This window comes from Chthoniobacter flavus Ellin428, from assembly GCF_000173075.1.
Classification (GTDB): domain Bacteria; phylum Verrucomicrobiota; class Verrucomicrobiia; order Chthoniobacterales; family Chthoniobacteraceae; genus Chthoniobacter; species Chthoniobacter flavus.
Genome location: NZ_ABVL01000004.1, coordinates 338051 through 360394, shown reverse-complemented (window position 1 = coordinate 360394; position 22344 = coordinate 338051). Strand labels below are relative to the sequence as shown.

The 22344-nt window shown below is 61.4% G+C and carries 19 protein-coding genes; 10 read left to right on the top strand and 9 right to left on the bottom strand.

Translation table 11 applies throughout. The annotated features are described in order from the left end of the window. Positions 1-42 precede the first annotated feature (42 nt). Entirely contained in the window at positions 43-288 is a 246-nt protein-coding gene (locus CFE428DRAFT_RS09125) for an acyl carrier protein (protein ID WP_006979226.1), read from the bottom strand. A gap of 161 nt (positions 289-449) precedes the next feature. Here CFE428DRAFT_RS09125 and CFE428DRAFT_RS09120 point away from each other — a divergent pair, with 161 nt between their 5' ends. Further along, positions 450-2207: a hypothetical protein gene (locus tag CFE428DRAFT_RS09120; protein ID WP_006979225.1), complete on the top strand. Its 1758-nt coding sequence runs from the start codon at positions 450-452 to the stop codon at positions 2205-2207. 340 nt (positions 2208-2547) lie between these two features. Here CFE428DRAFT_RS09120 and CFE428DRAFT_RS09115 read toward each other — a convergent pair whose 3' ends face one another. Further along, the gene (locus CFE428DRAFT_RS09115; protein ID WP_006979224.1) at positions 2548-3171 is read right to left on the bottom strand and encodes a BsuPI-related putative proteinase inhibitor; all 624 of its coding nucleotides are present in this window, start codon (positions 3169-3171) and stop codon (positions 2548-2550) included. A gap of 74 nt (positions 3172-3245) precedes the next feature. On the opposite strand from CFE428DRAFT_RS09115, the gene CFE428DRAFT_RS09110 reads away from it, so the two are divergent. The 4 genes from CFE428DRAFT_RS09110 to CFE428DRAFT_RS09095 all read left to right on the top strand — a co-directional run bounded on the left by CFE428DRAFT_RS09110 (position 3246) and on the right by CFE428DRAFT_RS09095 (position 7246). After that, positions 3246-3773: a hypothetical protein gene (locus CFE428DRAFT_RS09110; protein ID WP_006979223.1), complete on the top strand. Its 528-nt coding sequence runs from the start codon at positions 3246-3248 to the stop codon at positions 3771-3773. Positions 3774-3860: 87 nt separating this feature from the next. Further along, on the top strand, positions 3861-4811 hold the full coding sequence (locus CFE428DRAFT_RS09105) for an AEC family transporter (protein WP_006979222.1): 951 nt from the start codon (positions 3861-3863) through the stop codon (positions 4809-4811). A 125-nt stretch (positions 4812-4936) separates the two neighbouring features. Further along, a complete protein-coding gene (locus tag CFE428DRAFT_RS09100) occupies positions 4937-6061 on the top strand; it encodes a citrate synthase (protein ID WP_006979221.1) in 1125 nt (374 codons plus the stop codon). Positions 6062-6199: 138 nt separating this feature from the next. Beyond that, a complete protein-coding gene (locus tag CFE428DRAFT_RS09095) occupies positions 6200-7246 on the top strand; it encodes a Gfo/Idh/MocA family protein (protein ID WP_006979219.1) in 1047 nt (348 codons plus the stop codon). 126 nt (positions 7247-7372) lie between these two features. On the opposite strand, the gene tpiA is transcribed toward CFE428DRAFT_RS09095, so the two are convergent. Continuing rightward, positions 7373-8137, bottom strand: coding sequence for a triose-phosphate isomerase (gene tpiA, locus CFE428DRAFT_RS09090; RefSeq protein WP_006979218.1), 765 nt, complete (start codon positions 8135-8137; stop codon positions 7373-7375). 12 nt (positions 8138-8149) lie between these two features. Further along, complete coding sequence (gene pgk / locus CFE428DRAFT_RS09085; RefSeq protein WP_006979217.1) at positions 8150-9394, bottom strand: phosphoglycerate kinase; 1245 nt, start codon at positions 9392-9394, stop codon at positions 8150-8152. Between the two features lie 277 nt (positions 9395-9671). Between pgk and CFE428DRAFT_RS09080 the strand changes: the two genes are divergently transcribed. Beyond that, the gene (locus tag CFE428DRAFT_RS09080) at positions 9672-9902 is read left to right on the top strand and encodes a hypothetical protein (RefSeq protein ID WP_006979216.1); all 231 of its coding nucleotides are present in this window, start codon (positions 9672-9674) and stop codon (positions 9900-9902) included. A 202-nt stretch (positions 9903-10104) separates the two neighbouring features. Here the strand turns inward: CFE428DRAFT_RS09080 and gap are convergent, their stop codons facing one another. Then, on the bottom strand, positions 10105-11148 hold the full coding sequence (gene gap / locus CFE428DRAFT_RS09075) for a type I glyceraldehyde-3-phosphate dehydrogenase (protein ID WP_006979215.1): 1044 nt from the start codon (positions 11146-11148) through the stop codon (positions 10105-10107). A 309-nt stretch (positions 11149-11457) separates the two neighbouring features. Between gap and CFE428DRAFT_RS09070 the strand changes: the two genes are divergently transcribed. Continuing rightward, the gene (locus CFE428DRAFT_RS09070) at positions 11458-11964 is read left to right on the top strand and encodes a hypothetical protein (protein WP_006979214.1); all 507 of its coding nucleotides are present in this window, start codon (positions 11458-11460) and stop codon (positions 11962-11964) included. A gap of 111 nt (positions 11965-12075) precedes the next feature. Here the strand turns inward: CFE428DRAFT_RS09070 and CFE428DRAFT_RS09065 are convergent, their stop codons facing one another. From CFE428DRAFT_RS09065 to proB, 4 genes are all read right to left on the bottom strand, one after another. Beyond that, positions 12076-13191 carry a lactonase family protein gene (locus tag CFE428DRAFT_RS09065; RefSeq protein ID WP_006979213.1) on the bottom strand — a complete coding sequence of 372 codons (1116 nt, stop codon included), beginning with the start codon at positions 13189-13191 and terminating at the stop codon, positions 12076-12078. Positions 13192-13415: 224 nt separating this feature from the next. Beyond that, a complete protein-coding gene (locus CFE428DRAFT_RS09060; RefSeq protein WP_006979212.1) occupies positions 13416-15845 on the bottom strand; it encodes a hybrid sensor histidine kinase/response regulator in 2430 nt (809 codons plus the stop codon). An 80-nt stretch (positions 15846-15925) separates the two neighbouring features. Then, positions 15926-17188: a glutamate-5-semialdehyde dehydrogenase gene (locus CFE428DRAFT_RS09055; RefSeq protein ID WP_006979211.1), complete on the bottom strand. Its 1263-nt coding sequence runs from the start codon at positions 17186-17188 to the stop codon at positions 15926-15928. Between the two features lie 16 nt (positions 17189-17204). Continuing rightward, positions 17205-17984 (bottom strand): glutamate 5-kinase, encoded by a 780-nt coding sequence (gene proB / locus CFE428DRAFT_RS09050; protein WP_006979210.1) that lies wholly within the window; start codon positions 17982-17984, stop codon positions 17205-17207. A gap of 204 nt (positions 17985-18188) precedes the next feature. Between proB and CFE428DRAFT_RS09045 the strand changes: the two genes are divergently transcribed. The 3 genes from CFE428DRAFT_RS09045 to lnt all read left to right on the top strand — a co-directional run bounded on the left by CFE428DRAFT_RS09045 (position 18189) and on the right by lnt (position 22313). Then, positions 18189-20156, top strand: coding sequence for a phospho-sugar mutase (locus tag CFE428DRAFT_RS09045; RefSeq protein WP_006979209.1), 1968 nt, complete (start codon positions 18189-18191; stop codon positions 20154-20156). A gap of 116 nt (positions 20157-20272) precedes the next feature. Further along, entirely contained in the window at positions 20273-20587 is a 315-nt protein-coding gene (locus CFE428DRAFT_RS09040; RefSeq protein WP_006979208.1) for a hypothetical protein, read from the top strand. A gap of 103 nt (positions 20588-20690) precedes the next feature. Continuing rightward, positions 20691-22313, top strand: a complete 1623-nt coding sequence (gene lnt / locus CFE428DRAFT_RS09035) for an apolipoprotein N-acyltransferase (protein WP_006979206.1) — start codon at positions 20691-20693, stop codon at positions 22311-22313. Positions 22314-22344: the final 31 nt, after the last annotated feature.

Genomic DNA, 22344 nt, shown 5'->3' with positions numbered 1-22344 from the left:
GCGACCGTGTCCTTTTCTTCAAGAATTCGACTATTGCGATGATTACTTCGCGGTTTTCTCCTCGATGTATTTCACCACGTCACCGACCGTCTGGAGCTTTTCTGCGTCCTCGTCGGGCACTTCCACGGAGAACTCCTCCTCGAACGCCATGACCAGCTCGACAGTATCCAGGGAATCGGCGCCGAGATCTTCGATGAAAGACGCGCTCGGGGTGACTTGTTCAGGATTCACGCCGAGTTGTTCGACGATGATGTCCTTCACTTTTTCTTCGATCGTTTTGTCTGCCATAAAAGGGATAGTGCTTGCGGTTGGTTGGGTTGTATTCGGGGCATGCTTTAAGGACGGCTCAGAGGATTGGCAACAACTAATTCCGACTTTTTTCCGACGTAATTCAATCGTCAAAAATCAACGCTGGCGTCTATACGCTGGCACCGTTAAGTAACGACCACATGAGCGATTCGCCACTGGAACTCGATTTGAAATTTCTACCTGACTGGGTCAAAGAAGCCCCAGCGACCAATCGCTATGCCGATTATCAAGGCGAAGCGGAGGGCCGCTTCCCGCGTTCGCGCGACGACCGCGGCCCTCGCGGCCCCCGCCCCGGAGGGCGCGGACCCGGTGCTCCGCGACGGGATGACGACCGCCGCGGACCGCGGAGCGATCGACCCGGAGATAATCGCGGACGTGGACCGCGTCCCGGTGGAGACCGGCCGCGCGACGGCCGTTCCGAACGGCGCCCCGGTGGCAAACCCCAAGGCTACGGCCCACGCGACGACGCCCGCCCGCCCCGCGAGGCACCGCGCCCGGCGCCAGCGCAGCTGAAGATCGAATTCATTCCGGAGCCGAATGCGGGCAGCGGCATCGCCAAGCAGATCAAGGCCAGCGGCCGAGCCTACGCCGTCTTCAGCACCAGCAAGCTCTTCCTCGAGCGTCCCGAGCGCCATCGCGTGCGGGTGACCTCCTCCGACCCGGCGGTTCCGCTTTTCCAGATCGGCGATGGCCCGATCTCCTTCGATCGCGCTTCGGTGGAGCGCAATGCCTTCTTCGGCGCGAAGACCGAGTATTACACCGAGGAAACGGTGCAAGGCGAACCCATCAAGGGCAATTTCTCCAATGTCGCCCGGGTCCGCACCACCGGCGCCCTGCTCGGACCGACGAACTACCACGGCTATCAACCTGCGCTGCGCAAGCTCTATGAAGAGCGCTTCAGCCGCCGCATGCCGTTCCCGGAATTCCAACAGTACGAGATTGAAATCGTGAGCGATGAACAGGCTGTCGCCGACTGGAAGGAACAGGCGCGCACCAGCACCACCTTCACCACCACCAAGGAAGCGGAGCCGGTCACCTTCAAGACGGCCTTCGACACCGAACAGCATTTCCGCAAACACTACCTCCCGCAGATCGTGAAGAGCGGGGCAGACGCTGGAATGCAGCGGACAGGCGAGCCGCTCAGCCGCGGACCGCTTTGTCGCCCGGCGCCGTGCGCGCCGCGTGGGGAAAAGGAAAGCCACTTCCCGCAGCAGATCGTCAATGGATTGCGCCCCTACTTCATGGAAGCCGGGCTGCACTTCTTCAAACACCGCAAGCGCGTGCTCTACGTCTCTGCCACGAAGCCGGTGCGGCATCCGATCGGACAGGTTTTCTCCGATGGCATCTCGTCGATCCTGAAGACCGTCGAAGCCACGCCACGTCTCAAGCGCCCCGATCTGGCCGTGAAAATTCTCGGCGACCTGCACGACGCCCCGGAAGCCGCGGCGCGGAAGGAGCAACTGGCCAGCGACCTGCACTACTTGATTCATTCCGGTCACGTCATCGAATTCTCGAATGGCATGCTGGAACTGCCGCTGGCACCGCACGATAAGAATGCGAATGCGCCGGCGGGTGCGGCCAAACCAGTCTCGAGCGAAAGCGCGGTGAGCGGTGAGGATGAATCTTCCATCACGGAAGCCGGTGAATCTGAGCCCGATTTGGCCGCTGAAGCGGAACCGGAACCCTCGTCCGAGGCGCATTCCGACGCTTCCGCCGAAGTCCACGCTTCCGTCCCGGCTGAACCCATTTCGTCGGAATCCGTTTCTACCGAGACGATTGAAGTGCCATCCGCACCGATCGAGGCCTGCGAACCGCCGCCGGAATCCATGTCGACGGTGCAGCACCCGGCGCCCGCGGCGGAGCCCGAGCACTCCGCGGAACCCAGCACCACGCTGTAGGTTTTGCCAGGAATTCCACGGCGATGGGCGTGCTCGTCTCGCCCATCACCGCTACTTAACGAATTGGAAATGGCTGGCGGACTGACGCTTGCGTTTTGGAGTGCGGCGCTGCTGCGCCGCTTTTGAACGTGCCGGCAATGAGGGCGCACGCTCTGAATTGAACGCTATTGTCTAAAAGCGGCGCAGCGGCGCCGCACTCCGAAACGCTGTCGCGGCACACCTCGCGCAGGGTAAATCGTAACCGCTGCCTGATGCGCAGCTGGAGGTGCCGCATGAGGCCCTCCCGCTGCGGCGCCAACGGAGCACTCCCGCCGGCTCCGATGCGGAGACGCACTCCGACCTACAGCTTCTTATGTTTGCCCGCGGGTGTCGCCGCCGGCATGATGCCAGTTTTGGGATCCGGGGTAGCGGCCGGAAGCGTATTGCTGGCCGTGATCGTCACCGATTTCCGCAACTGCTCAAAATTCGGGAAGAACGCCTCGATCGTGTAGGTCTGGCCCACCACCATGTCACGGGTCTGGATCGTGGCCTTGTATTCCAGCCGCTCCTGGGGATTGATCGTCACCACCGTCGGCTCGTTGTTGAAAGCCTGATCTTCCGACCACTGCTCGATGGTCTTGCCCTCCTTCGATTTCACCAGCACCTCGATCCGCTGTGAGGTCGGGAACTCGAGCTGCCTGATCTTTCTCCCCTCGTTGGCCAGCGTCACGGTCACCTTCACCTGCTTGGTCTCGGGCAGGACGACGTGGGCCGGCTCGGCCACTACTCCCATATCCAGCCCCATGAATCCCGTTGCGCTCGTATTTGGGAGCTGATCCTTCGCCAGGCCAAAGGTCTTCATCCAGCGTTTCAGGATGGTCGGCTTCGGCGTCGGCGTGGGCGTGACGGCCGGACGATCATCCGCAGCAAGGAGGGCCAAAGGCAAAGCCGTAGAGAGAAGGAGGATCGAGACGCGGAATTTCATCGCCCTCCTTTAGCTGGACGCTGCATGGTTGGCAAATGGCTTCCCTTGCCCCCACCCTTTCCTCGTCGACGAAAATGAAGACCTCTCTCCTGTGCGTTTTGCTCGGCCTCTTCACCTTGGGCATGGGCGGCAAGCCTCCCGTGGCCATCCGCTTTTACGTGGAGGGCAATCGTCAGGACACCGAGACTTTCTCCAGTCCGGTCCATCTTGAGAATCCGCCACGCGACGCCTTCATCGAAAAGATTCCGGTCATCAACGAGCGCATGATTCGCGCGATCTACCCTTTCCAAGCCGCCAACGGCACCTGGGGTTGCTCATTCAAGCTCGATGAAGACGGGCGGATCAGCCTCGACACGTTCAGCGGTTCCCGGCGGGGCAGCTCCGTAGTCGCGATGCTCAGCACCCAGAAGCACACGCGCAAGGTCATCGATATGGTCATCGACAAGCAAATCAGCGATGGCGTCATCACGATTCCTTACGGTCTGACTGAACTCGAGATCTCTTTCCTCACCAAAGAGTTCCCCGTGCTCGGCCAGAGCAAGAACAAGAAGAAGAAAAAGGAGACGCCTTCCGAAGAGCATCCGGCTTCTCCCGAATCTTAAGCTCAAACGCCCTATCCTGAGCGACGAACCGCGATCCATCTGGATTGATCGCGGTCGCCGCATTCTGCAGTATCCAGCACTCGATTCGTGTCCGAATATCTTCCTCTCCTTGGCGCCGTCGCCCCGGTCTTCATCATCATTGCGGCGGGTTGGATCATCCGGCGCATTGGTTGGCTGAACGAAGAGGCGGATGCGACGCTGCTGCGGGTCATCGTTAACCTGCTCTACCCGTGCCTCATCATCGACACGGTCCTCGGGAATCCCGCGCTGGAGAAAGCCGGCAACGTGCTCCTCGCGCCGGTCGTCGGTTTTGGCACCGTCGTTCTCGGTTACGCCATTTGCTGGTTTGCCGCGCCGCTCTTCGATGCCCATGAGCCGCGCGCGCGCCGGACCTTCGCGTTTACCACCGGCATCTACAATTACGGCTATCTCGCGTTGCCGATCGCGCAGACGCGTTTCGGCAAGGACACGAGCGCGGTGCTCTTCATCCACAATGTCGGCGTGGAAATCGCCCTGTGGACCATCGGAATCATGGTCATCTCCGGCGTGGTGCATCGCGGCGGCTGGCGTCACGTGATCAATGGCCCGTTCATCGCCATCCTCGGCGCGGGCGCTCTCCATTTTGCCGGCGCACGTTGGTGGATGCCTTCCGTGGTGATGGACGCCGTTCACCGACTCGGTGCCACCGCTATTCCGCTCGGCGTGCTCCTGACCGGTGCGACGTTTGCCGACCACATGCGCAATCTCTCCGCCGGCGGTCGCATCATGACCAGCATCGGCGCATGCGCGCTACGCCTTGGTCTTCTGCCCGTGCTCATGCTCGCGCTCGCCATCTGGCTGCCCTGTCCCATCGAGTTGCGCCGCGTCATCGTCATTCAAGCGGCGATGCCTTGCGCGATGATCCCGGTCATTCTCGCCAAGCACTACAATGGCGACCCATCGCTGGCCATGCGCTCGGTTCTCTTCACGTCCGTTCTTGGTCTGCTCACCATTCCTTTCTGGCTGCAACTCGGTCTGCGCTGGATCGGATCAATTTGAGATTTCGCGCGTTAGCACTTGAAGCGGGAGCATGGGGCAGAGAATCTATTTTCGTCCGCAGGACGGCAACGATTGCCCGACGCAAAGCGTGACAGTTTTCCAACCAATTAAATCGTATCACCACTATGGCAGTCATTTCACGAGGGCTTGAAGGGATCATCGCCGCGGAAACCCGCATCGGAGACGTGCGCGGGGACGTCGGCCAACTCATCTACTGCGGCTACGACATCAATGAACTTGCCGGCAAGGTCAGTTACGAAGAAATCGTCCACCTCCTCTGGCACAATCGGCTGCCGACTCAAAAGGAACTCGACGCCCTTACCACCGCGCTGCGGGCCGAACGCGAATTGCCCCAAGGCGTGATCGACTGGATCACGAGCGCGCCGAAGACCGCCGCGCCCATCGATATCATGCGCACCGCGGTGAGCATGCTCGGGTGCTACCCCACGGTCCGCCATGATCTCGACATGCCGGAGAGCCACGCCATCGCCATCAAGCTCGTAGCGCAGATCGGCATCGTCGCCGCCTATTTCCATCGTTACCGGACCGGCCAGGATCTTCCGCCAATTCGCAAGGACCTCGGCGAAGCCGCGCACTTCCTGTGGCTCATGACCGGCAAGGAACCGGGCTCCGAAGCGACCCAGACGCTCGACGTTGCTTATGTGCTGCACGCCGAGCACGGCTTCAATGCCAGCACTTTCACCAGCCGCGTCGTCGCCTCCACGCTCAGCGACATGTATTCCGCGATCAGCGCCGCAATCGGCGCACTCAAGGGCCCACTGCACGGCGGCGCCAATGAGGGCGTCATCCACATGCTCCAGGAAATCGGCTCGCTCGACAAAGTCGATGCGTGGATCGAAGAAGCGCTGGCGCAGAAGAAGAAGATCATGGGCATCGGCCACCGCGTCTACAAGGTACTCGACCCGCGCGCCCCGCACCTCAAGGCCATGGCCATCAAGCTCAGCGAAGAACTGGGCGATGCGAAGTGGATTCAGATGAGCGAGCGTATCGCGACGATCATGAAGGAACGCAAGGGCCTCAACGCCAACGTCGATTTCTACTCGGCCACGGTTTACTACTCGCTCGGCGTCCCGACCGATCTCTTCACCCCGATCTTCGCCATCTCTCGCATGAGCGGCTGGACGGCGCACGTCCTCGAGCAGTACGGCGACAACCGCCTCTTCCGCCCGCTGAGCGAATACGCCGGCGCCCCGGTCGGCAAGAAGGTCGTCCCGATTGCCGAACGCTGAAAGACGGAGAACTAAGTCGGCCTTGTTTCGGTTTTGCCCGCGAATGACACAGATGGACGCGAATGAAGTTGGCTTGATTCGCGTCATCTGCGTGATTCGCGGGCTCTTTTTTGGAGCCATCTGGACGGTAAACGCTGAATGAATATTTCTCCGATCGGCTTTGCCGTCATCGGCACCGGCATGATTGCCGAGGTGCATGCGCAAGCCATCAAGGAAACGCCGGAAGCGCGGCTCGTCGCCGTGTGGACCCGCTCGGCCGAAAACCGGAACGCGTTCGCCGCGAAGTTTGGCTGCCGCTCCGCGGAGAGCCTCGAGTCGCTGATTGCCGATCCGGAAATCCGCGCGGTCACGATTGCCACACCGAGCGGCGCTCATGCCGACGTCGCCGTGCCTTTCCTCGAAGCGGGCAAAGCGGTGCTCTGTGAGAAGCCATTGGAAGTTTCGCTCGACGCCGTCGATCGCATCGTCGCTGCTGCCGAACGCGGTGGTGGCACGCTCGCCGGTGTTTTCCAAATGCGACTGCAGCGCGCCGCGCAGACGGTGAAGCAGGCCGTGGAGACAGGACGCTTCGGCCGGCTCGTTTCGTGCAGTGCTTACATCAAGTGGTGGCGCTCGGACGAATACTACTCGTCCTCCTCGTGGAAAGGTTCCTACAAGCTCGACGGCGGTGGTGCACTCATCAATCAAGGCATTCATGCGGTGGATCTGTTGCAGTGGATTGCCGGGTTGCCGGAGGAAGTCAGCGCCTTCGCTGCCAAACTTTCTCACACGATGATCGAAGCCGAGGACACCGTCGCCGCCACCCTGCGCTATGCGCACGGCGGACTCGGCGTAATCGAAGCGGCAACCTCTGCCTGGCCGGGCGATGATGTGCGGATCGAGATCGTCGGCGACCGCGGCTCAGCGACATTGATCAATGACCGACTGGTGCGCTGGGTCTTCGCCGATCCTCAACCCGAGGATGAGAGCATCCGCGCCGAGCTCTCCCAAGGCACGCTCAAGGTCGGCAGCGGCGATCCCCGTGGCATGAGCTGGGACGGCCACCGCGTGCTCGTCGGCGACCTCAGTCGCGCCCTTCTCGAAGGCCGGCCACCGATGATCCCCGGCGGCGAAGCGCGACGGGCGGTGCAGTTGGTGCTGGCGATCTACGAGTCGGCCAGGACAGGGCGGACCGTGCGGCTTTGAAGTTGCACGACCACCGAGGTCGCTGAGTTTTAGTGCTTAAGTGCTTAGTAGGAGAACCGCAACGCGTGAACGCGTGATCTCTACTAAGAACTGAGCACTAAGTACTAAGCACTTGAATCTTAGCGACTACAACGCCGCCGAGATCTTCACGATCTCGGCAAAGTCCCGGGCAACCAGGCTGGCGCCACCGACGAGCGCGCCGTCGATGTCCGGCTGGCCCATGAGCGCGCCGGTGTTGCCGGGCTTCACGCTGCCGCCGTACTGAATGCGCACCTTCTCCGCCGTCGCCGCATCGGAAATCTCCGCGAGCACCTTGCGAATGTAAGCGTGCGCTTCCTGCGCCTGTTCGGGAGTCGCCGTGCGGCCGGTGCCGATGGCCCACACGGGCTCATAAGCGAGAACGACGTCAGCGAGCTCCTTCGCCGGAATGCCGGCGAGGCTGCCGGTCAGCTGCGTGTGGAGCACCTGCTCGACCTGGCCAGCATCGCGCTCAGCAAGCGTCTCACCAATGCACACGATCGGGGTCAACGTCGCCGCGATCGCCGCCTTGGTCTTCTTGTTCACGATCTCGTCGGTCTCGCCGAAGAGCGTGCGGCGCTCACTGTGACCGAGCACGACATAGCGCGCGAACAACTCGCGAATCATCCCCGCGCTGATCTCACCGGTGAAGGCGCCGTTCTTTTCCCAATGCATGTTCTGCGCCCCGGATTTCACGTGCTGCACTTTGCTCAGCCTTTCGGAGACATAAGCAAGCGCGGTGAAGGGCGGGACGATGACGATGTCGATCCGCTTTTCGTCGGCGACTTCGAGGAGGAAACTGTCCAGATAAGACGCCGCGTCGGCGATCGTCTGGTTCATCTTCCAGTTGGCGGCAATGATTTTCTTACGCATGGCAGTAGAGCGTTATTTATCGTTCAGCGCGGCCACGCCGGGCAGGGTTTTGCCTTCGAGCAGTTCGAGCGAGGCGCCGCCGCCGGTCGAGGCGTGGGTGACCTTGTCGATGATCCCGCACTTCTTCGCCGCGGTCGCGGTATCGCCACCTCCGACCACGGTGACCGCGCCCTTCGCCGTCGCCGCCGCGATGGCCTCGGCCATGGCCTTGGTGCCACCCATGAACGGTTCAAATTCGAATACCCCGGGAGGTCCATTCCAGATGATCGTCTTCGCACGGGCGATCACCTCGGAGAACGCCTTGCGGGTCGCCGGGCCGCCGTCCATGCCTTCCCAGCCCGCGGGAATGCCTTCCTTATCCGTCGCCGTCTTGGTATTGGCATCCGGACCAAATTTGTCGCCGCAGATGAAATCCGTGGGCAGATGAATCTTCACGCCCTTCGTGGCCGCCTTGTCAAAAAGCTCCCTGGCGATCTCCGCACCCTTCGGGTCGAAGAGGCTGTTTCCGATCTCCATGCCTTCGAGCACCTTCTTGAAGGTGAAAGCCATGCCGCCGCCGATGATGATCTCGTTGGCCCGGTCGAGGAGGTTGTTGATCAGCGGGATCTTATCCGCGATCTTCGCGCCGCCGAGGATGGCGAGCACCGGGCGCTGCGGATTGTCGAGCACCGCGGCAAAGGCCTCGAGCTCCTTCTGCATGAGAAAGCCGGCTGCCTTGATCGGCAGATCGACGCCGACCACCGACGAGTGCGCACGGTGTGCGGTGCCAAAAGCGTCATTCACATAGATATCGCCGAGCTTCGAAAGGCTGGCGCGGAAGGCCGCGACCTTCGCCGGATCGGCCGTTTCCTTCGTCCCGTCCTCGCGCTTCACCTTCCCCTCTTCCTCGATGTGGAAGCGCAGGTTCTCGAGCAGAATCACTTCACCGGGCTTGAGCGCCGCGGCCGCCGCTTCCACTTCCGCGCCGACGCAGTCGGGCAGGAATTTCACCGGCTTGCCGAGCAGTTCGGCGAGCTTGTCAGCCACCGGCTTGAGCGAAAGCTTTTCCACGCGCTGGCCACCCGGGCGGCCGAGGTGGCTGGCCAGGACGACGGACCCACCCTGGTCGAGAATGTACTGAATGGTCGGCAGGGCCGCGCTGATGCGGGCCGTGTTGGTGATTTCGCCGGTCTTTTTGTCCTGCGGGACATTAAAGTCGACGCGCACAAAGACGCGTTTGCCAGCTAGATCGAGATCGCGAACAGAGAGTTTGGCCATAAAAGTGAGGGGCGAAATGAAGCGCCTTGCAGTGCGAAAAGACAAGCACTTTGCCGGGGGCGAGAGGAAAAGGCCGCCGGGAAGGATTTTGCATGTTTTGCCGGCCTACCACGGCGAGTGTTCCACAGCGTATCCCGGGATCACCTTTGCATCACACAAACTCGGAAACTGTCGACCGGCACTGGCTCTTTCCACTTCTCGCCTTCCGTCCTCATCACTCGCGCATCTTGCCAGTTTCTGGGACGCTGCCGTATGATCCCAGCCAGATTGCCCGATCATGAACGCAAGACCCAAAAGTAAAGGATGGGATATTACGGACGTCGTCATGGTCCCCCTCCAGATTGTTGGAATCTTCGCAACGATGACGTTGCTGCATCGTTTTACGTCGCTCCCATGGTGGGCGGGTGTGTTGCTCGGCATGCTGCTCGGCATGCCGCTGTGCTGGATCGTGTGCGGCCTTTCCTTCTACCTTCTTGATCTTCTAGGTATCGGGCGGAAAAGAAAATAGATGCACACTGCGTTACTCGTCCACGGTGACGCCGAAATGCTGATGAAAGTTTCTTGAGGAGCGCATCTGCATCGCCATCCTGGCGCAACGCAAAATGGATAATAGCCAGATTAGAGACCGCCCCCCTCTCTAAAAGCAACACGCCCGCCACCGGAGAAACCGATGACGGGCGTGAAAAGCTGCTCTTGGGGAGCGGGCCGGGTTACTTGCCGACGATGTACTTCACGAGGTCCACGCAGCGATTGCTGTAGCCCCACTCGTTGTCGTACCAGCTCACAAGCTTGAAGAAGCGGTTGTTTAAGGCGATGCCGCTGCCGGCGTCGAAGATCGAGCTGGCGGGATCGTGGATGAAGTCGCTCGAGACAACTTCGTCTTCGGTATAGGCGAGGATGCCCTTCAGATACGTCTCGCTGGCTTTCTTCATCGCGGCCTTGATTTCGTCGTAGCTGGTCTCCTTCACGGTCTTCACCGTGAGGTCGACCACCGAGACGGTCGGCGTCGGCACGCGGAAGGACATGCCGGTGAGCTTGCCCTTCACTTCCGGAATCGCCAGACCCACGGCCTTGGCGGCGCCGGTGGTCGATGGGATGATGTTGATCGCCGCGCTGCGGCCGCCCTTCCAGTCCTTCTTCGACGGACCGTCCACGGTCTTCTGGGTGGCGGTGTAGCTGTGGACGGTGGTCATGAGACCTTCTTCCACGCCGAAGCCTTCCTTCAGGAGCACGTGCACGACCGGCGCGAGGCAGTTCGTGGTGCAGCTGGCGTTCGAAATGATGTGGTGCTTGGAAGCATCATACTTCTCGTGGTTCACGCCCATGACCACGGTGATGTCTTCATTCTTCGCCGGGGCGCTGATGATGACCTTCTTGGCGCCAGCGGCAAGGTGGCCCTTGGCCTTCTCGGCGTCGGTGAAGAGACCGGTCGATTCAATGACGATTTCCACGCCGAGTTCCTTCCAGGGCAACGCGGCCGGGCCTTCTTTCACCGCGAGGCACTTGATCTCGTGTCCGTCGACCACGAGGATATCGTCTTCGGCGAGTTCCGGCTTGGATTTTTTGCTGTAGACTTCCTCCTTCGCACGACCCTGCGTAGAGTCATATTTCACGAGATAAGCGAGATTGTCCGCGGGCACGAGGTCGTTCACAGCGACGACTTCGATTTCTTTGCCCAGGAGGCCCTGGTCGCAAATAGCGCGAAAAACGAGCCGCCCGATGCGGCCAAAGCCATTAATACCGATTTTGATCATATTTTCTTGGTGGTGGTTTGTAGTGCGAATTCGGAAAAAACCGCAGGACACTAAAACGAGCACTCCGCGGAGCGTCAAACAATCATTCGGTCATAAGGACTCTGTGAAATACGTGGCCGCCGCCTTTGCGGGTCCTTCTGAGCGCCGTGAAGAGAGTGTAACGCTTCCACTACATAATTCCACCAGTGTGCCTCTACGGACTACTCCCTTCGAAAATGGCGGCTTATCCGCCCGGTTTTGGAATGCACACTGCTAATTTGACGTGAAGAAACCTGCGGCTAATGTCCGCCCTTCGCCTTCGCCGAATCCATGATGAAATTCCACCTGCCTATCCTGTTGGCCGTTTTGCTTTCCACCGCGGCCGTCGCTTCCGCTGACGAATCGCTCTTGGACAAATCGAAGACGCGCGAACTGTCGACTGGGGAACAGGGGATGTTTGGGCCGAAATCGCACGGGCTGCACTACGACCCGCGCATGATCCGCGCCGCGCAGATCGCCCGGCAGCGCGCGCATCCGCACATGACGTGGCATTGCTGGGCCTACGTGAAGGACGCGCTGGTGGCCGCCGATGTCATCAAAAGCCGCCCGACCAGCGCCTGGGCGCGTGAAGCCGGTGACGAACTCACTCGCAACTACGGTTTCAAGGAGCTTTCCATCAAGAACCCTTACAAGGCTCCGGTCGGCGCAGTCATCGTTTACGGCGGACCGGATGCTGGCCACGTCGAGATTCGCACGGAAAGCGGTTTCGTGAGCGATTTCGTTTCGCCCTCGGCCTACCCGCGGCCGGTGATTGGGATTTACGTCAAGCCGGCGTAAGGAAAGAGGGTGCTCTTTTATCCTTAATCCTTTTCCGGCCGGGAGGAGATTAAGGATTAACGATCAAAGATTAAGGATTAAGGAAGAGTCGCGCTTCGCGCCTGTGGAGGATTATTTCCCCTGCACGAACGCCACGCACACCGGGGCGCCGACGCGGACACGCTGGGCGGTCGGGGTGAGTTTGCCGGTGTAGCTGTTCACGCGGTAGACGAAGATATCGTTGGAATCCTGGTTCGCGGCGAGCAGCCAGCGACCGGTCGGATCGAAGGCAAAATTGCGCGGGGTCTTACCCTTCGTGGACGCGTGCTCGACGAACGAGAGGCGGCCGTTTTCACCGACGGCAAAGACCGCAATGCTGTTGTGTCCGCGATTGGAGGCGTAGAGGAAATGGCCATTCGGATGCAGGGCGATCTCGGCCGTGGTGTTTTGTCCCGAGAAGTCCTTGGGCAGCGTGGGCACGGTCTGGATCGTGTGCATCGTCCCGCCCTCTTTGTCCCAGCGGAGCACCGTCACGGTGTTACCCATTTCATTGACGAGATAGGCGAAACCACGCGGGTCCAATACGAGATGCCGCGGACCAGAGCCCGGCGCGATCTTCGCGGCCGGTGTCTTGACTGGCGTGAGCGTGCCTTTTTCCTCATTGAAGCGGTAGCGCTCGATGTGGTCGTTCCCCAGGTCGCAGGAATAGATGAAGTTGTTTGCCGGACCGGGATAAATACTGTGCGCATGCGGGCCTTCCTGCCGGTCCTTATTCACCCCGCCGCCGTGCTGCTGCTGGAAACTCGCGACGGGAGCGAGCGCGCCATTGCGCTGCACGGGCAGGGACGCAACGGAACCGGAGGTGTAATTCGCAACGAAGAGGAAGCGATGCGTCTGATCCAGCGAAAGATGGCACGGGTCCGCCCCCTTCGCGCTTTGCTGGCTGAGCAGTTGCAACTGACCGTCCGGCGCAATGCGGAATGCGCTTACCTTCCCCTCCGGCCCCTCGTTCACCGAATAAACCCAGCGCCGATTCGGGTGAATGATGACCCACGAAGGACTCACCGTTTTCACCGCGAGCTGCCCCGGCGAGACCGCACCGCTCTTTTCGTCGAATTGAAAACGGTAGATGCCCTTGCTGCCGAAGAATTTCGTGTAGGTGCCGACGTAAAAGTCCTCCGTCGCCAAACCAGTCGAGGCAAAAAGTGCGAGAACACCAACAGCGCTAGCGAGAGAGGGGAATTTCATGGGGCGGGAGTGTTCGCGGTTTGCGGGCGAGGCTCAAGCCTGCAGATTGCGGCTGAGTCTTAATCTTAATCTTACTCGTAATCTTAATCCTGACGCGGGCGCAGAGGGATTAAGATTAAGATTACGAGTAAGATTAAGAAGCTCCTTCCTCCCATCTCTCTCCCTCCACAGAGCACAGACCGCCGCTACAGCGCCGCCCCCTTCCCGCACGTGAACCACGCGCCCTACACCGCCGCCGGCTGCGCCGGGAAGATCTCCTGCAATTTCTCGCGCAGCGTCGGGAAGGTGAACGGCTTTTGAATGAACCCCGCCAGCCCTTTGCCGGTAAAACGCGCGATCGCCTCCTGCTCGTTGAAGCCGCTCATCAAGAGCACCCGGGCGCTCGGCCGCAATTCGCGGATGAGCCGGAACGCTTCGTCGCCATCCATGTGCGGCATGGTGAGGTCGAGCATGATGAGCGTATACCCATCGGGATCGGCGCTGAATTCCTCGACGCCCGTCCGCCCGTGATCCGCGAGCTTCGTGGTGAAACCACACGCTTCGAGCATGCGCGCGGTAGTCACGCGCACGGTTTCTTCGTCATCCACCACCAGCACGCGGCCGGAACCCGTCCAACCCTCCGTCCCCGGCATCGCCGCGGTCAGTTCCTCGGCCACACCCTCGGCGCACGGCAGCAGGATTTTAAACGTCGTCCCCCACCCTTCTTCGCTGAAGACTTTCAGCGCACCATTGTGCCCGCGCACGATGCCGAGCACGGCGGCGAGACCCAGACCGCGGCCCGTAAACTTGGTCGTGAAAAACGGATCGAAAATCTTCTCCAGTACTTCCTGCGACATGCCGCCGCCGTTGTCGCTGATCTCCAGCGAGACGTAATCGCCCTCCGGCAAATCGCGCGCGAAGAAGGCCCCGGAGAGATAAGCACGATCGGCCCGCGTGAGGCCGGTGGTGATGCCGATGAAACCGCTCTTGTCGCTGATTGCCTCGGAGGCGTTGATCACCAGATTCATCACTACCTGGCGCAATTGTGTCGCGTCGCCCAGCACCACGGGCAGGCCGGGCGAGAGGTTGAACTTCATCACCGCGCGTTTGCTGATCGAGACCTGGAGCAGCCGCGTCGTGTCCTCGATGAGCGCATTGATATCGAGGCGATTGACGACGAATCGCCCCTTCCCGGAGTAAGCCAGCATCTGCTTGCACAGATCCGCCGCGCGCGCCGCCGCGGCCTCGATCTGCTGCAGATACGGCTGCACCGGCGAATCCTCCGGCAGATCCATGCGCGCCAGGCTGGCGTTGCCGAGCACGCCGGTGAGCAGGTTGTTGAAATCGTGAGCAATACCGCCGGCGAGCACGCCGAGGCTCTCCAGCTTTTGCGATTCCTGGAGCTTCCGTTCGAGCAATTGCTTTTCTGTCGTCGCTTTCTTGTTCAATTGCTCCGCGAGCACGCGATCCGTCACATCCTGGACGAGCGAAAGGATGGAGACCGTCTTGCCGGCGACATCGTGCAGCACGGAGTTTTGCCACGAGCAGTGCAGGATGCGCCCGAGCTTGGTGAGGTTGCGATACTGGCAGGTATTGCGGTAGTCGGTGCCATCGAGCAGGCGCTGCACGATCTCTCCAACGCGCTCCATTTCATCCGGATAGACGAACGGCCAATCGCCGAGGTGCTTGCCCACGACTTCATCCGCCCGCCAGCCAAACATGTGCTCCGCCTGCCCAGCCCAACGCGTGACGCGAAAATCCGGCCCCCACTCCACGACGGCCAGCGGCGAATTCTCCACGTGATCGATGAGGCGCAACTGGGCGGCGCGCAACTCCTCGGTAGCACGCTTCACGTCGGTGACGTTGCGCGCGATCCCCACGAGTCCGATCACCTCGCCCGATTCATCCTGCAGCGGAAACTTCGAGGTCAGAAACCAGCCGCGTTCCCCCATCGGGGTCTCGAACGGTTCCTCGCGATTGATGACCGCCTTGCCCGTCTTCACCACCTCCATGTCGTCCGCGTAATAGATGTCCGCGTGCGCTTTCAGGCCGGGTAATTCGAAAACATCGTGACCGATCGCCGGCCCTTGATTTGGAACCTCGAACATCTTGAGGTCCGCGGCGTTGCGCAGCAGGTAGCGGCCTTCGCGGTCCTTGCAGAAAATCGGATCGGGCACGGCATCGATCAACTTGCGCAGCAGGAACCGCTCGTCGCGCAATTGCTGGTTCACCGCCAGCGTCGTCGGGGTCGCCTCGAGAATCGGTTCCTCCTCCACCGCGGCGGATTCGGGCGCGACCGGTTCCGCATGCAGGAAAAGGGTGCCGCGGGTATTTCCATCCGAATCGAGCAGTGGAATGCCGACGACCTCACACATGGCGGCCGTGCCGTCCTTGCGAACAAACTGCACGGTGCCATTCCACCGGCCCACTTGCTGCACGATTGCCCCGAGCGTGCCATCCGTCCCCGAAGCCGCCATCGGCCGATGCACCGCGTGCAAAGGCTGGCCAAGCACCTCTCCGCGCGACCACCCGAAAGACCGCTCGGCGCCGGCATTCCAGTCGAGAATCGTGTCATCCTCCGCCGTCACCACGAGCGCTTCGTAAATGTGATCGAAGACCAACGCCCGCCACAAAAGAGCATCGAATGAACCTTGATGTGGATCTGGCTGGCTCATGCGCTGGGGGAGTGGCAACCAGTCTACAGGTAGCGCCTTGTTTGGCCAGCCTCGAAGTGACGGACTATCCTCTGCGCAGGCTAATTGCGGATCTGCCCGGTGCCGCGCAGTAGGTATTTATACGTGGTCAGTTCTTCCAGGGCCATCGGCCCGCGCGCGTGCAGTTTATCAGTCGAGATGCCGATCTCCGCGCCGAAGCCGAATTCACCGCCATCAGTGAAACGCGTGGACGCGTTCCAATACACTGTGGCGCTGTCCACCTCGGCGAGGAACCGTTCGGCGGTTTGCTCATTGGCCGTGACGATGCCATCGCTGTGATGCGAGCCGTTGAGCTCGATGTGATCGATCGCCTCGCCCACGCCGCCCACGACTTTCGAGGCGATGATCAGGTCGAGAAATTCCGTGCGGTAATCTTCGGGCGTCGCCGCTTTCGCCTTGTCGCCGAGCGCGGCGCGCGTGGCATCGTCGCCGCGAATCTCCACATTGCGCTCGAGCAGCGCCTTGCCGGTGGTGGCGAAAAATTGGTCCGCGATGTCACGATGCACGAGCACCGTCTCGATGGCGTTGCACACACCGGGGCGCTGGCACTTGGCGTTGAGCACGATGTTCTCCGCCATGGCGAGGTCGGCTTCCTTGTCGACGTAGATGATGCAGATGCCGTCGTAGTGCTTGATGACCGGCATGCGCGCGTGGCTGACCACGGTCTCGATGAGCCCCTTGCCGCCGCGCGGCACGATGACGTCGAGATACTTGTCCATCGCGCAGAGATGCTTCACCGCTTCGCGATCGGTGGTGGGGATGAGCAGCACGCTATCCTCGGGCAGGCCGGCTTTGGCCGCGCCGCGACTGAGGGCGGCGGCGATGGCGACATTCGAATGGATCGATTCGCTACCGCCGCGCAAAATGGTGGCGTTGCCGGTCTTCGTACAAAGCACGGCGGCGTCGCTGGTCACGTTCGGACGGGATTCGTAGATGATGCCCACCACGCCGATCGGCACGCGGACTTTCGAGATGCGCAGGCCATTGGGGCGCGTCCAGTCGCGGATCTGCTCACCCACGGGATCGGGCAGCGCGGCCACCTGGCGAATGCCGTCGGCCATGGCTTCGAGACGCTTGGTATCGAGCGTCAGGCGGTCGATCATCGCCTTGGAAAGGCCTTCGGCCGTGGCCTTGGCGACGTCCTTCGCATTGGCCTCGAGAATCGACGGCGCCGCGGCGACGATTTCATCCGCCATGGCCAGCAGGCCTTGATTCTTCTGCTCCGCGCTGGTACGCGCGAGGACACGCGCCGCGGCACGAGCGCGGCGGCCAAAGTCTTCGATCTGCGATTTCAGGTCCGTCATGTGAGTCGGGAATCTCCTACAAGGTTCGGGCTTTGGCAACGAAGCGCGTGCCAACGGCCTTGCCGGCGGCGATTTCCGGGATACGCCCCGGGCAGCGCCCTCCAGCGATATAAGTGGTGATCCCGGCTTCCACCGCAACCTTCACCGCCTGAAGCTTGGAGGCCATGCCGCCCACGGAAAACTTGCCTTTCTCGGGCTTCACGAGCTCGAAGACTTTCTCGATGTCCTTCACCGCGCGCACGGTCTCGCCCTTCGCGTCGAGCAGGCCATCCACGCTGGTCATGAGGATGAGCATGTCCGCCTCGACCAGCACGGCGACTTCGGCCGAGAGCTTGTCGTTGTCGCCAAATTTGCCGAACTCATCAACCGCCACGGAGTCGTTTTCATTGACGATCGGGACCACACCTCGCTGCTGGAAAAGGCGGGTGAAAGTGTTGCGCGCATTGGCGTGGCTCACCCGGCTGTCGAGGTCGCGGTAGGTGAGAAGCAACTGGGCGACGACCAGCTTGTGCTTCACAAACATCTTGCCGTAGAGCTGCATGAGCTTCGACTGGCCGATGGCCGCGCAGGCTTGTTTACCAGGCAAATCCTCCGGCCGTTCCCTTAGGCCGAGTTCCGCGAGCCCCGCGGCAACGGCGCCGCTCGAGACGACGATCACTTCATGCCCCGCCTCAACGAGCGCGGCAATTTCCGCACAGAGCCGGCGAAACTGGGGCGCGTCCAGCGACGTGCCCTGGGCATTCGCCAGGATGCCGGAGCCGAACTTGATCACGATGCGTTTGCGCTTTTTTGCCATGAGGAAAAGGAGCGGGAGTGTAAAGCGCTCGCGCTGGCTCTCAAGCGGAAAGGCTCAAGGAGGCGGAGCTCTTAATCTTAATCGTAATCTTACTCTTAATCCCTCTGACGGCTGGAGAGCGGGATTAAGATTAAGAGTAAGATTACGATTAAGAGAAGAAGATGAGGCTTCCCGTCTTTCGACGGCCCTCGTTAAACTCCCCGCATGAGCGATCTCAGCCTTCGACTTTCCCAAGCAGTTTCCGCCGGTAGCCTTTTGGCCAGCAGCGCCAAAAACATCGAGCAACTCCTCGCCCGGGGCAGTTCGCCAACCTATGCGCAGAGCGTGGAGGAACTGGTCACAAAGGGCGCGTGGGAGGAGCTCAACGACCGCTTTTTCAAGACGCTGGCCTTTGGTACCGGCGGCCTGCGTGGACGGACCATCGGCAAGATCGTGACCGCCGCCGAGCAGGGCGAACCGCAGCCGCTCGGCCGTCCGCAGCGCCCGTGCGTAGGCACGAACGCGATGAACTACTACAACATCAGCCGCGCCACACAGGGGCTGATCGCGTATGCGAAGGAATGGTTCGCGAAGAACAACCTGCCGGGCCGGCCGAGCATCGTCATCGCACACGACACGCGGCACTTTTCCAAGGACTTCACGGAACTCACCGCCAAGGTGGCCGCGGAAAATGGCGTGGACGTCTTCATTTTCGCCGGGCCGCGCTCCACGCCGCAGCTCAGCTTCACCGTGCGTATGGTGAAGGCCAGCGCCGGCATCGTCATCACTGCCAGCCACAATCCGCCGCACGACAACGGCTACAAGGTTTACTTCAGCGACGGCGCGCAGGTCGTGGAACCGCACGCCAGCGGGATCATCGCCAAGGTCAATGCCGTGGAGAGCGACGTCTATCAACCGGTCGCCGCGGATCAGCAGGGCCAGATCACCGTACTCGGCAAGGAGGCCGATGATGCCTACATGGCGCGGCTCGAGACGCTGGTGCTGGATCGCCCGATGGTTGCCGACGCCGCGCGCAGCGGCTTGAAGATCGTTTTCACCTCGATCCACGGCACCGGCGGCATCATCATCAAGCCGATGCTCGATCGCCTCGGTTTCCGTTACCTCACCGTCGCAGAGCAGGAAGTGGAGGATGGCCGTTTCCCGACGGTGAAATCGCCAAACCCCGAGAATGCCGAAGCGCTCGCCCAGGCGACCGCGCTGGCGGAGAAGGAATCGGCCGATCTCGTCATCGCGACCGATCCGGATTGCGACCGCATGGGCGTGGCCGCACGCAACAGCAGCGGCCAGATGGAATTGCTCACCGGCAACCAGATCGGTTCGCTCATGGCCTACTATCGCGTGCAAAAGCTGCTCGCCAACGGCGTCATCACCCCGGCCAACGCCAGCCGTTGCGTGATCGTGAAAACGCTCGTGACGACCGACCTGCAAAAGGCCATCGCGGAAAAGCACGGGCTGCGCTGTGTCGAGACGCTCACCGGTTTCAAATACATCGGCGAAAAGCTCGGCAAATATGAAGCCGCGCTGCCGGCGTCGGAGCGTGTGAAGTATCGCGACCTCTCCGAGCTCGAGACGCGCAACCTGCGCCTCACGCACAGCAGCTATTACGTGTGCGGCGGCGAGGAAAGCTACGGCTATAGCGCGGCGGATTTCGTGCGCGACAAGGATGGCAACGGCGCGACGGTCGTCTTCGCTGAAGTCGCCGCGTATGCGAAATCGCGCGGGCTCACGCTCGTCGATCTGCTCGACGAGGTGTATTCGACCTACGGCTTCTATCTCGAAAAGAATGGCTCGCTGACCTTCGAAGGCGCGGATGGCGCGGCGAAGATCCAGCGTCTCGTGGAATCTTACGCCGGGCAACCGCCGGCCAACGCCGATGGCAGCGCGGTGACTGGCACGCGCAATTTCGCCACGGAGACTTTCAAGGACGTGGAAGGCGACACCATTCCGAAGGAAAAGATGCTGATGATCGACCTCGCCGACGGCCGGCGCGTGGCCGTGCGTCCTTCCGGCACCGAGCCGAAGATCAAGTTCTACATGTATGCCCGGCGGTCACCGGCGGCCGGCCAGGCATTCACCAGCGCGGAACTCGCATCGATCAAGGCCGAGGTGAAGGCATCGCTCGAACGCCTCTGGACCTGGGTGCAGGCGGATGTCGACCAGCGTCTTCGGTAACTAATGGAGGTGCCTGACGGCGCATTCAGGCACCTTTTTTTGCTAACTAACGGTCGCGAAGGGCGATTCGGGGTGTATACTGGTCGTCCCCTACCCCTTTTGCCCCTTCCCAAAACATGAGCAGCAGAGACATCAACCTCGACGGCGGCGAAATTTCCATCCTCAAAGCGCTCGGCAGCAGCAGCAGCGAAACGATGGGAAGGGACCTGATCGAGAAGGTTTCGATCGATCTCGCGGCGGCGGAGGTGATCGACACGATCAAGGGACTCATGGCGATGGGTTACGTGGACGCCGACAAGTCGGGTTTCTACAGCGTGGAGGATCTCGGTCCGATTTATTTCCGGATCAATTCCGGCTACGCCAAGGACCTGAAAGACGCGCTCAATCCCCAAACGGAAAAACCGAAGAGCAAGCGCGTGCGCCGCGAATAAGGCAAATGCGGAAGGTGGAAGGCGTCGTGCGGAATGTCTGCCAGTTGCTGAATTTCTGGCGTCCGCGCGAAATTTGGATTAGCACCTCGCGCTCCTGCTGCGCGTGACTTCATCCGACCTTCCCAATCCGCATCCCGCATTCTCCCGCCTCTGGCCCTGGCTGGCCGCGGTGTCCAGCGGTGTCCTCCTCACGCTCTGCTTTCCGCCGTACGATCAAGGCTGGATGGCGTGGATCGCCCTCATGCCCCTCATCGGCGCCGCCTTCGCACCGGGGAGCCGCTGGCGGCGCGCGGTGCTGGGTTATGTCGCGGGCTTCATTTTCTTCGCCAGCGTATTTTGGTGGCTGAGTTCGCTGGCCGATCTCTATCGCAATCCGTGGCTGCTCACGCTCCCGCTGTTACTCGCGCTCTACATGGGCCTCTACTTTGGCTTTTGGACATGGTTTCTCGGCGAGGTTCTCGCGGCGCTCGATCCGGATCGCACGTTCAATCGCTCGCTGCGCAATCTCGCCCTCGGCGCCCTCGGCGCCAGCGCCTGGGTCGCCCACGAATGGATGCGCGAGTGGCTCTTCGGCGGCTTCGGCTGGAACCCGCTCGGCGTTGCGCTGCATCACGATCTCGCCATGATCCAGATCGCGGAGATCACCGGCACGCCGGGTCTGTCGTGGCTGGTCGCCTTCGCCAATCTCATGGGCGTGATCATCGTGCGCCGCATCGTCGGTGAGCTTGGCCCGAATTTCTCGCGGCGCATCCGTTGGGAATTCAGCCTCACCATGGCGCTCATCGCGCTGGTCTTCGCATTCGGCATTCGCCGCCTGCTGCATCCGGAGCCGGCGGAGACCGTTCCTCTGCGCGTCGTCGCCGTGCAACCGAATATTCCGCAGACGGACAAATTCGATCGGGAAGCCGACCAGCGCGTGATGGAGCAGATCGGCCAGCTCACCGAGCTCGCCGTCCTCGGCAAACCGGCGCCCCAACTCGTGGTCTGGCCGGAATCCGCCGTGCCCGCCGGGATGTTTGCCAGCGAGGAGAATTTCCATTTCGTCATGGATATCGCCCAGCAGGGTGACTTCTCGTTGCTCCTCGGCAGTGTCGATTTCGATCCCACCAAACAGGAGGACTACAACACGGCGCTGCTCCTCACCGGCCACGGCACCGGGCAACAAAGCTATCGCAAGATGCATCTCGTGCCGTTCGGCGAATACCTGCCGCTGCGCCCGATCTTCGGCCATTTCCTCGGGGCGCTCGTGCCCGGCGATTTCACGCCCGGCCGCGAATACACGCTGCTCCATCTACCCGATCCGCCGACGGAACTTGGTGCGCTGGTCTGTTTCGAGGACACGCTGGGCGAGTTGACGCGGCACTTTGTGCAGAATGGCGCGCAAATGCTGGTGAACATCACCAACGACGGCTGGTTCGCGAAAACCGCGGCGGCTGACCAGCACATCGCCAATGCCATGTTCCGCGCGGTCGAGAATCGCCGGCCGCTGATTCGCTGCACCAATACTGGTGTGACCGCGGAGATCCTGCCCTCGGGGCAGGTCGATGCGTGGCTGCCGCCGTTTCAACAGGGCTTTGTCGCGCGCGAGGTGCAAGTTCCGGTGCACGCGCGCCTCACTTTCTACACGCGGCACGGCAACTGGTTGAGCATCGTGGCGATGGGCCTCACTTTCGCTGCACTGGCTTTTGCTTTCGTGCGCCGTTTACGCACGGCAGCCGCCGAATAAGGCAGCTCTGTAGCGGGTCGACCGAAAGGCG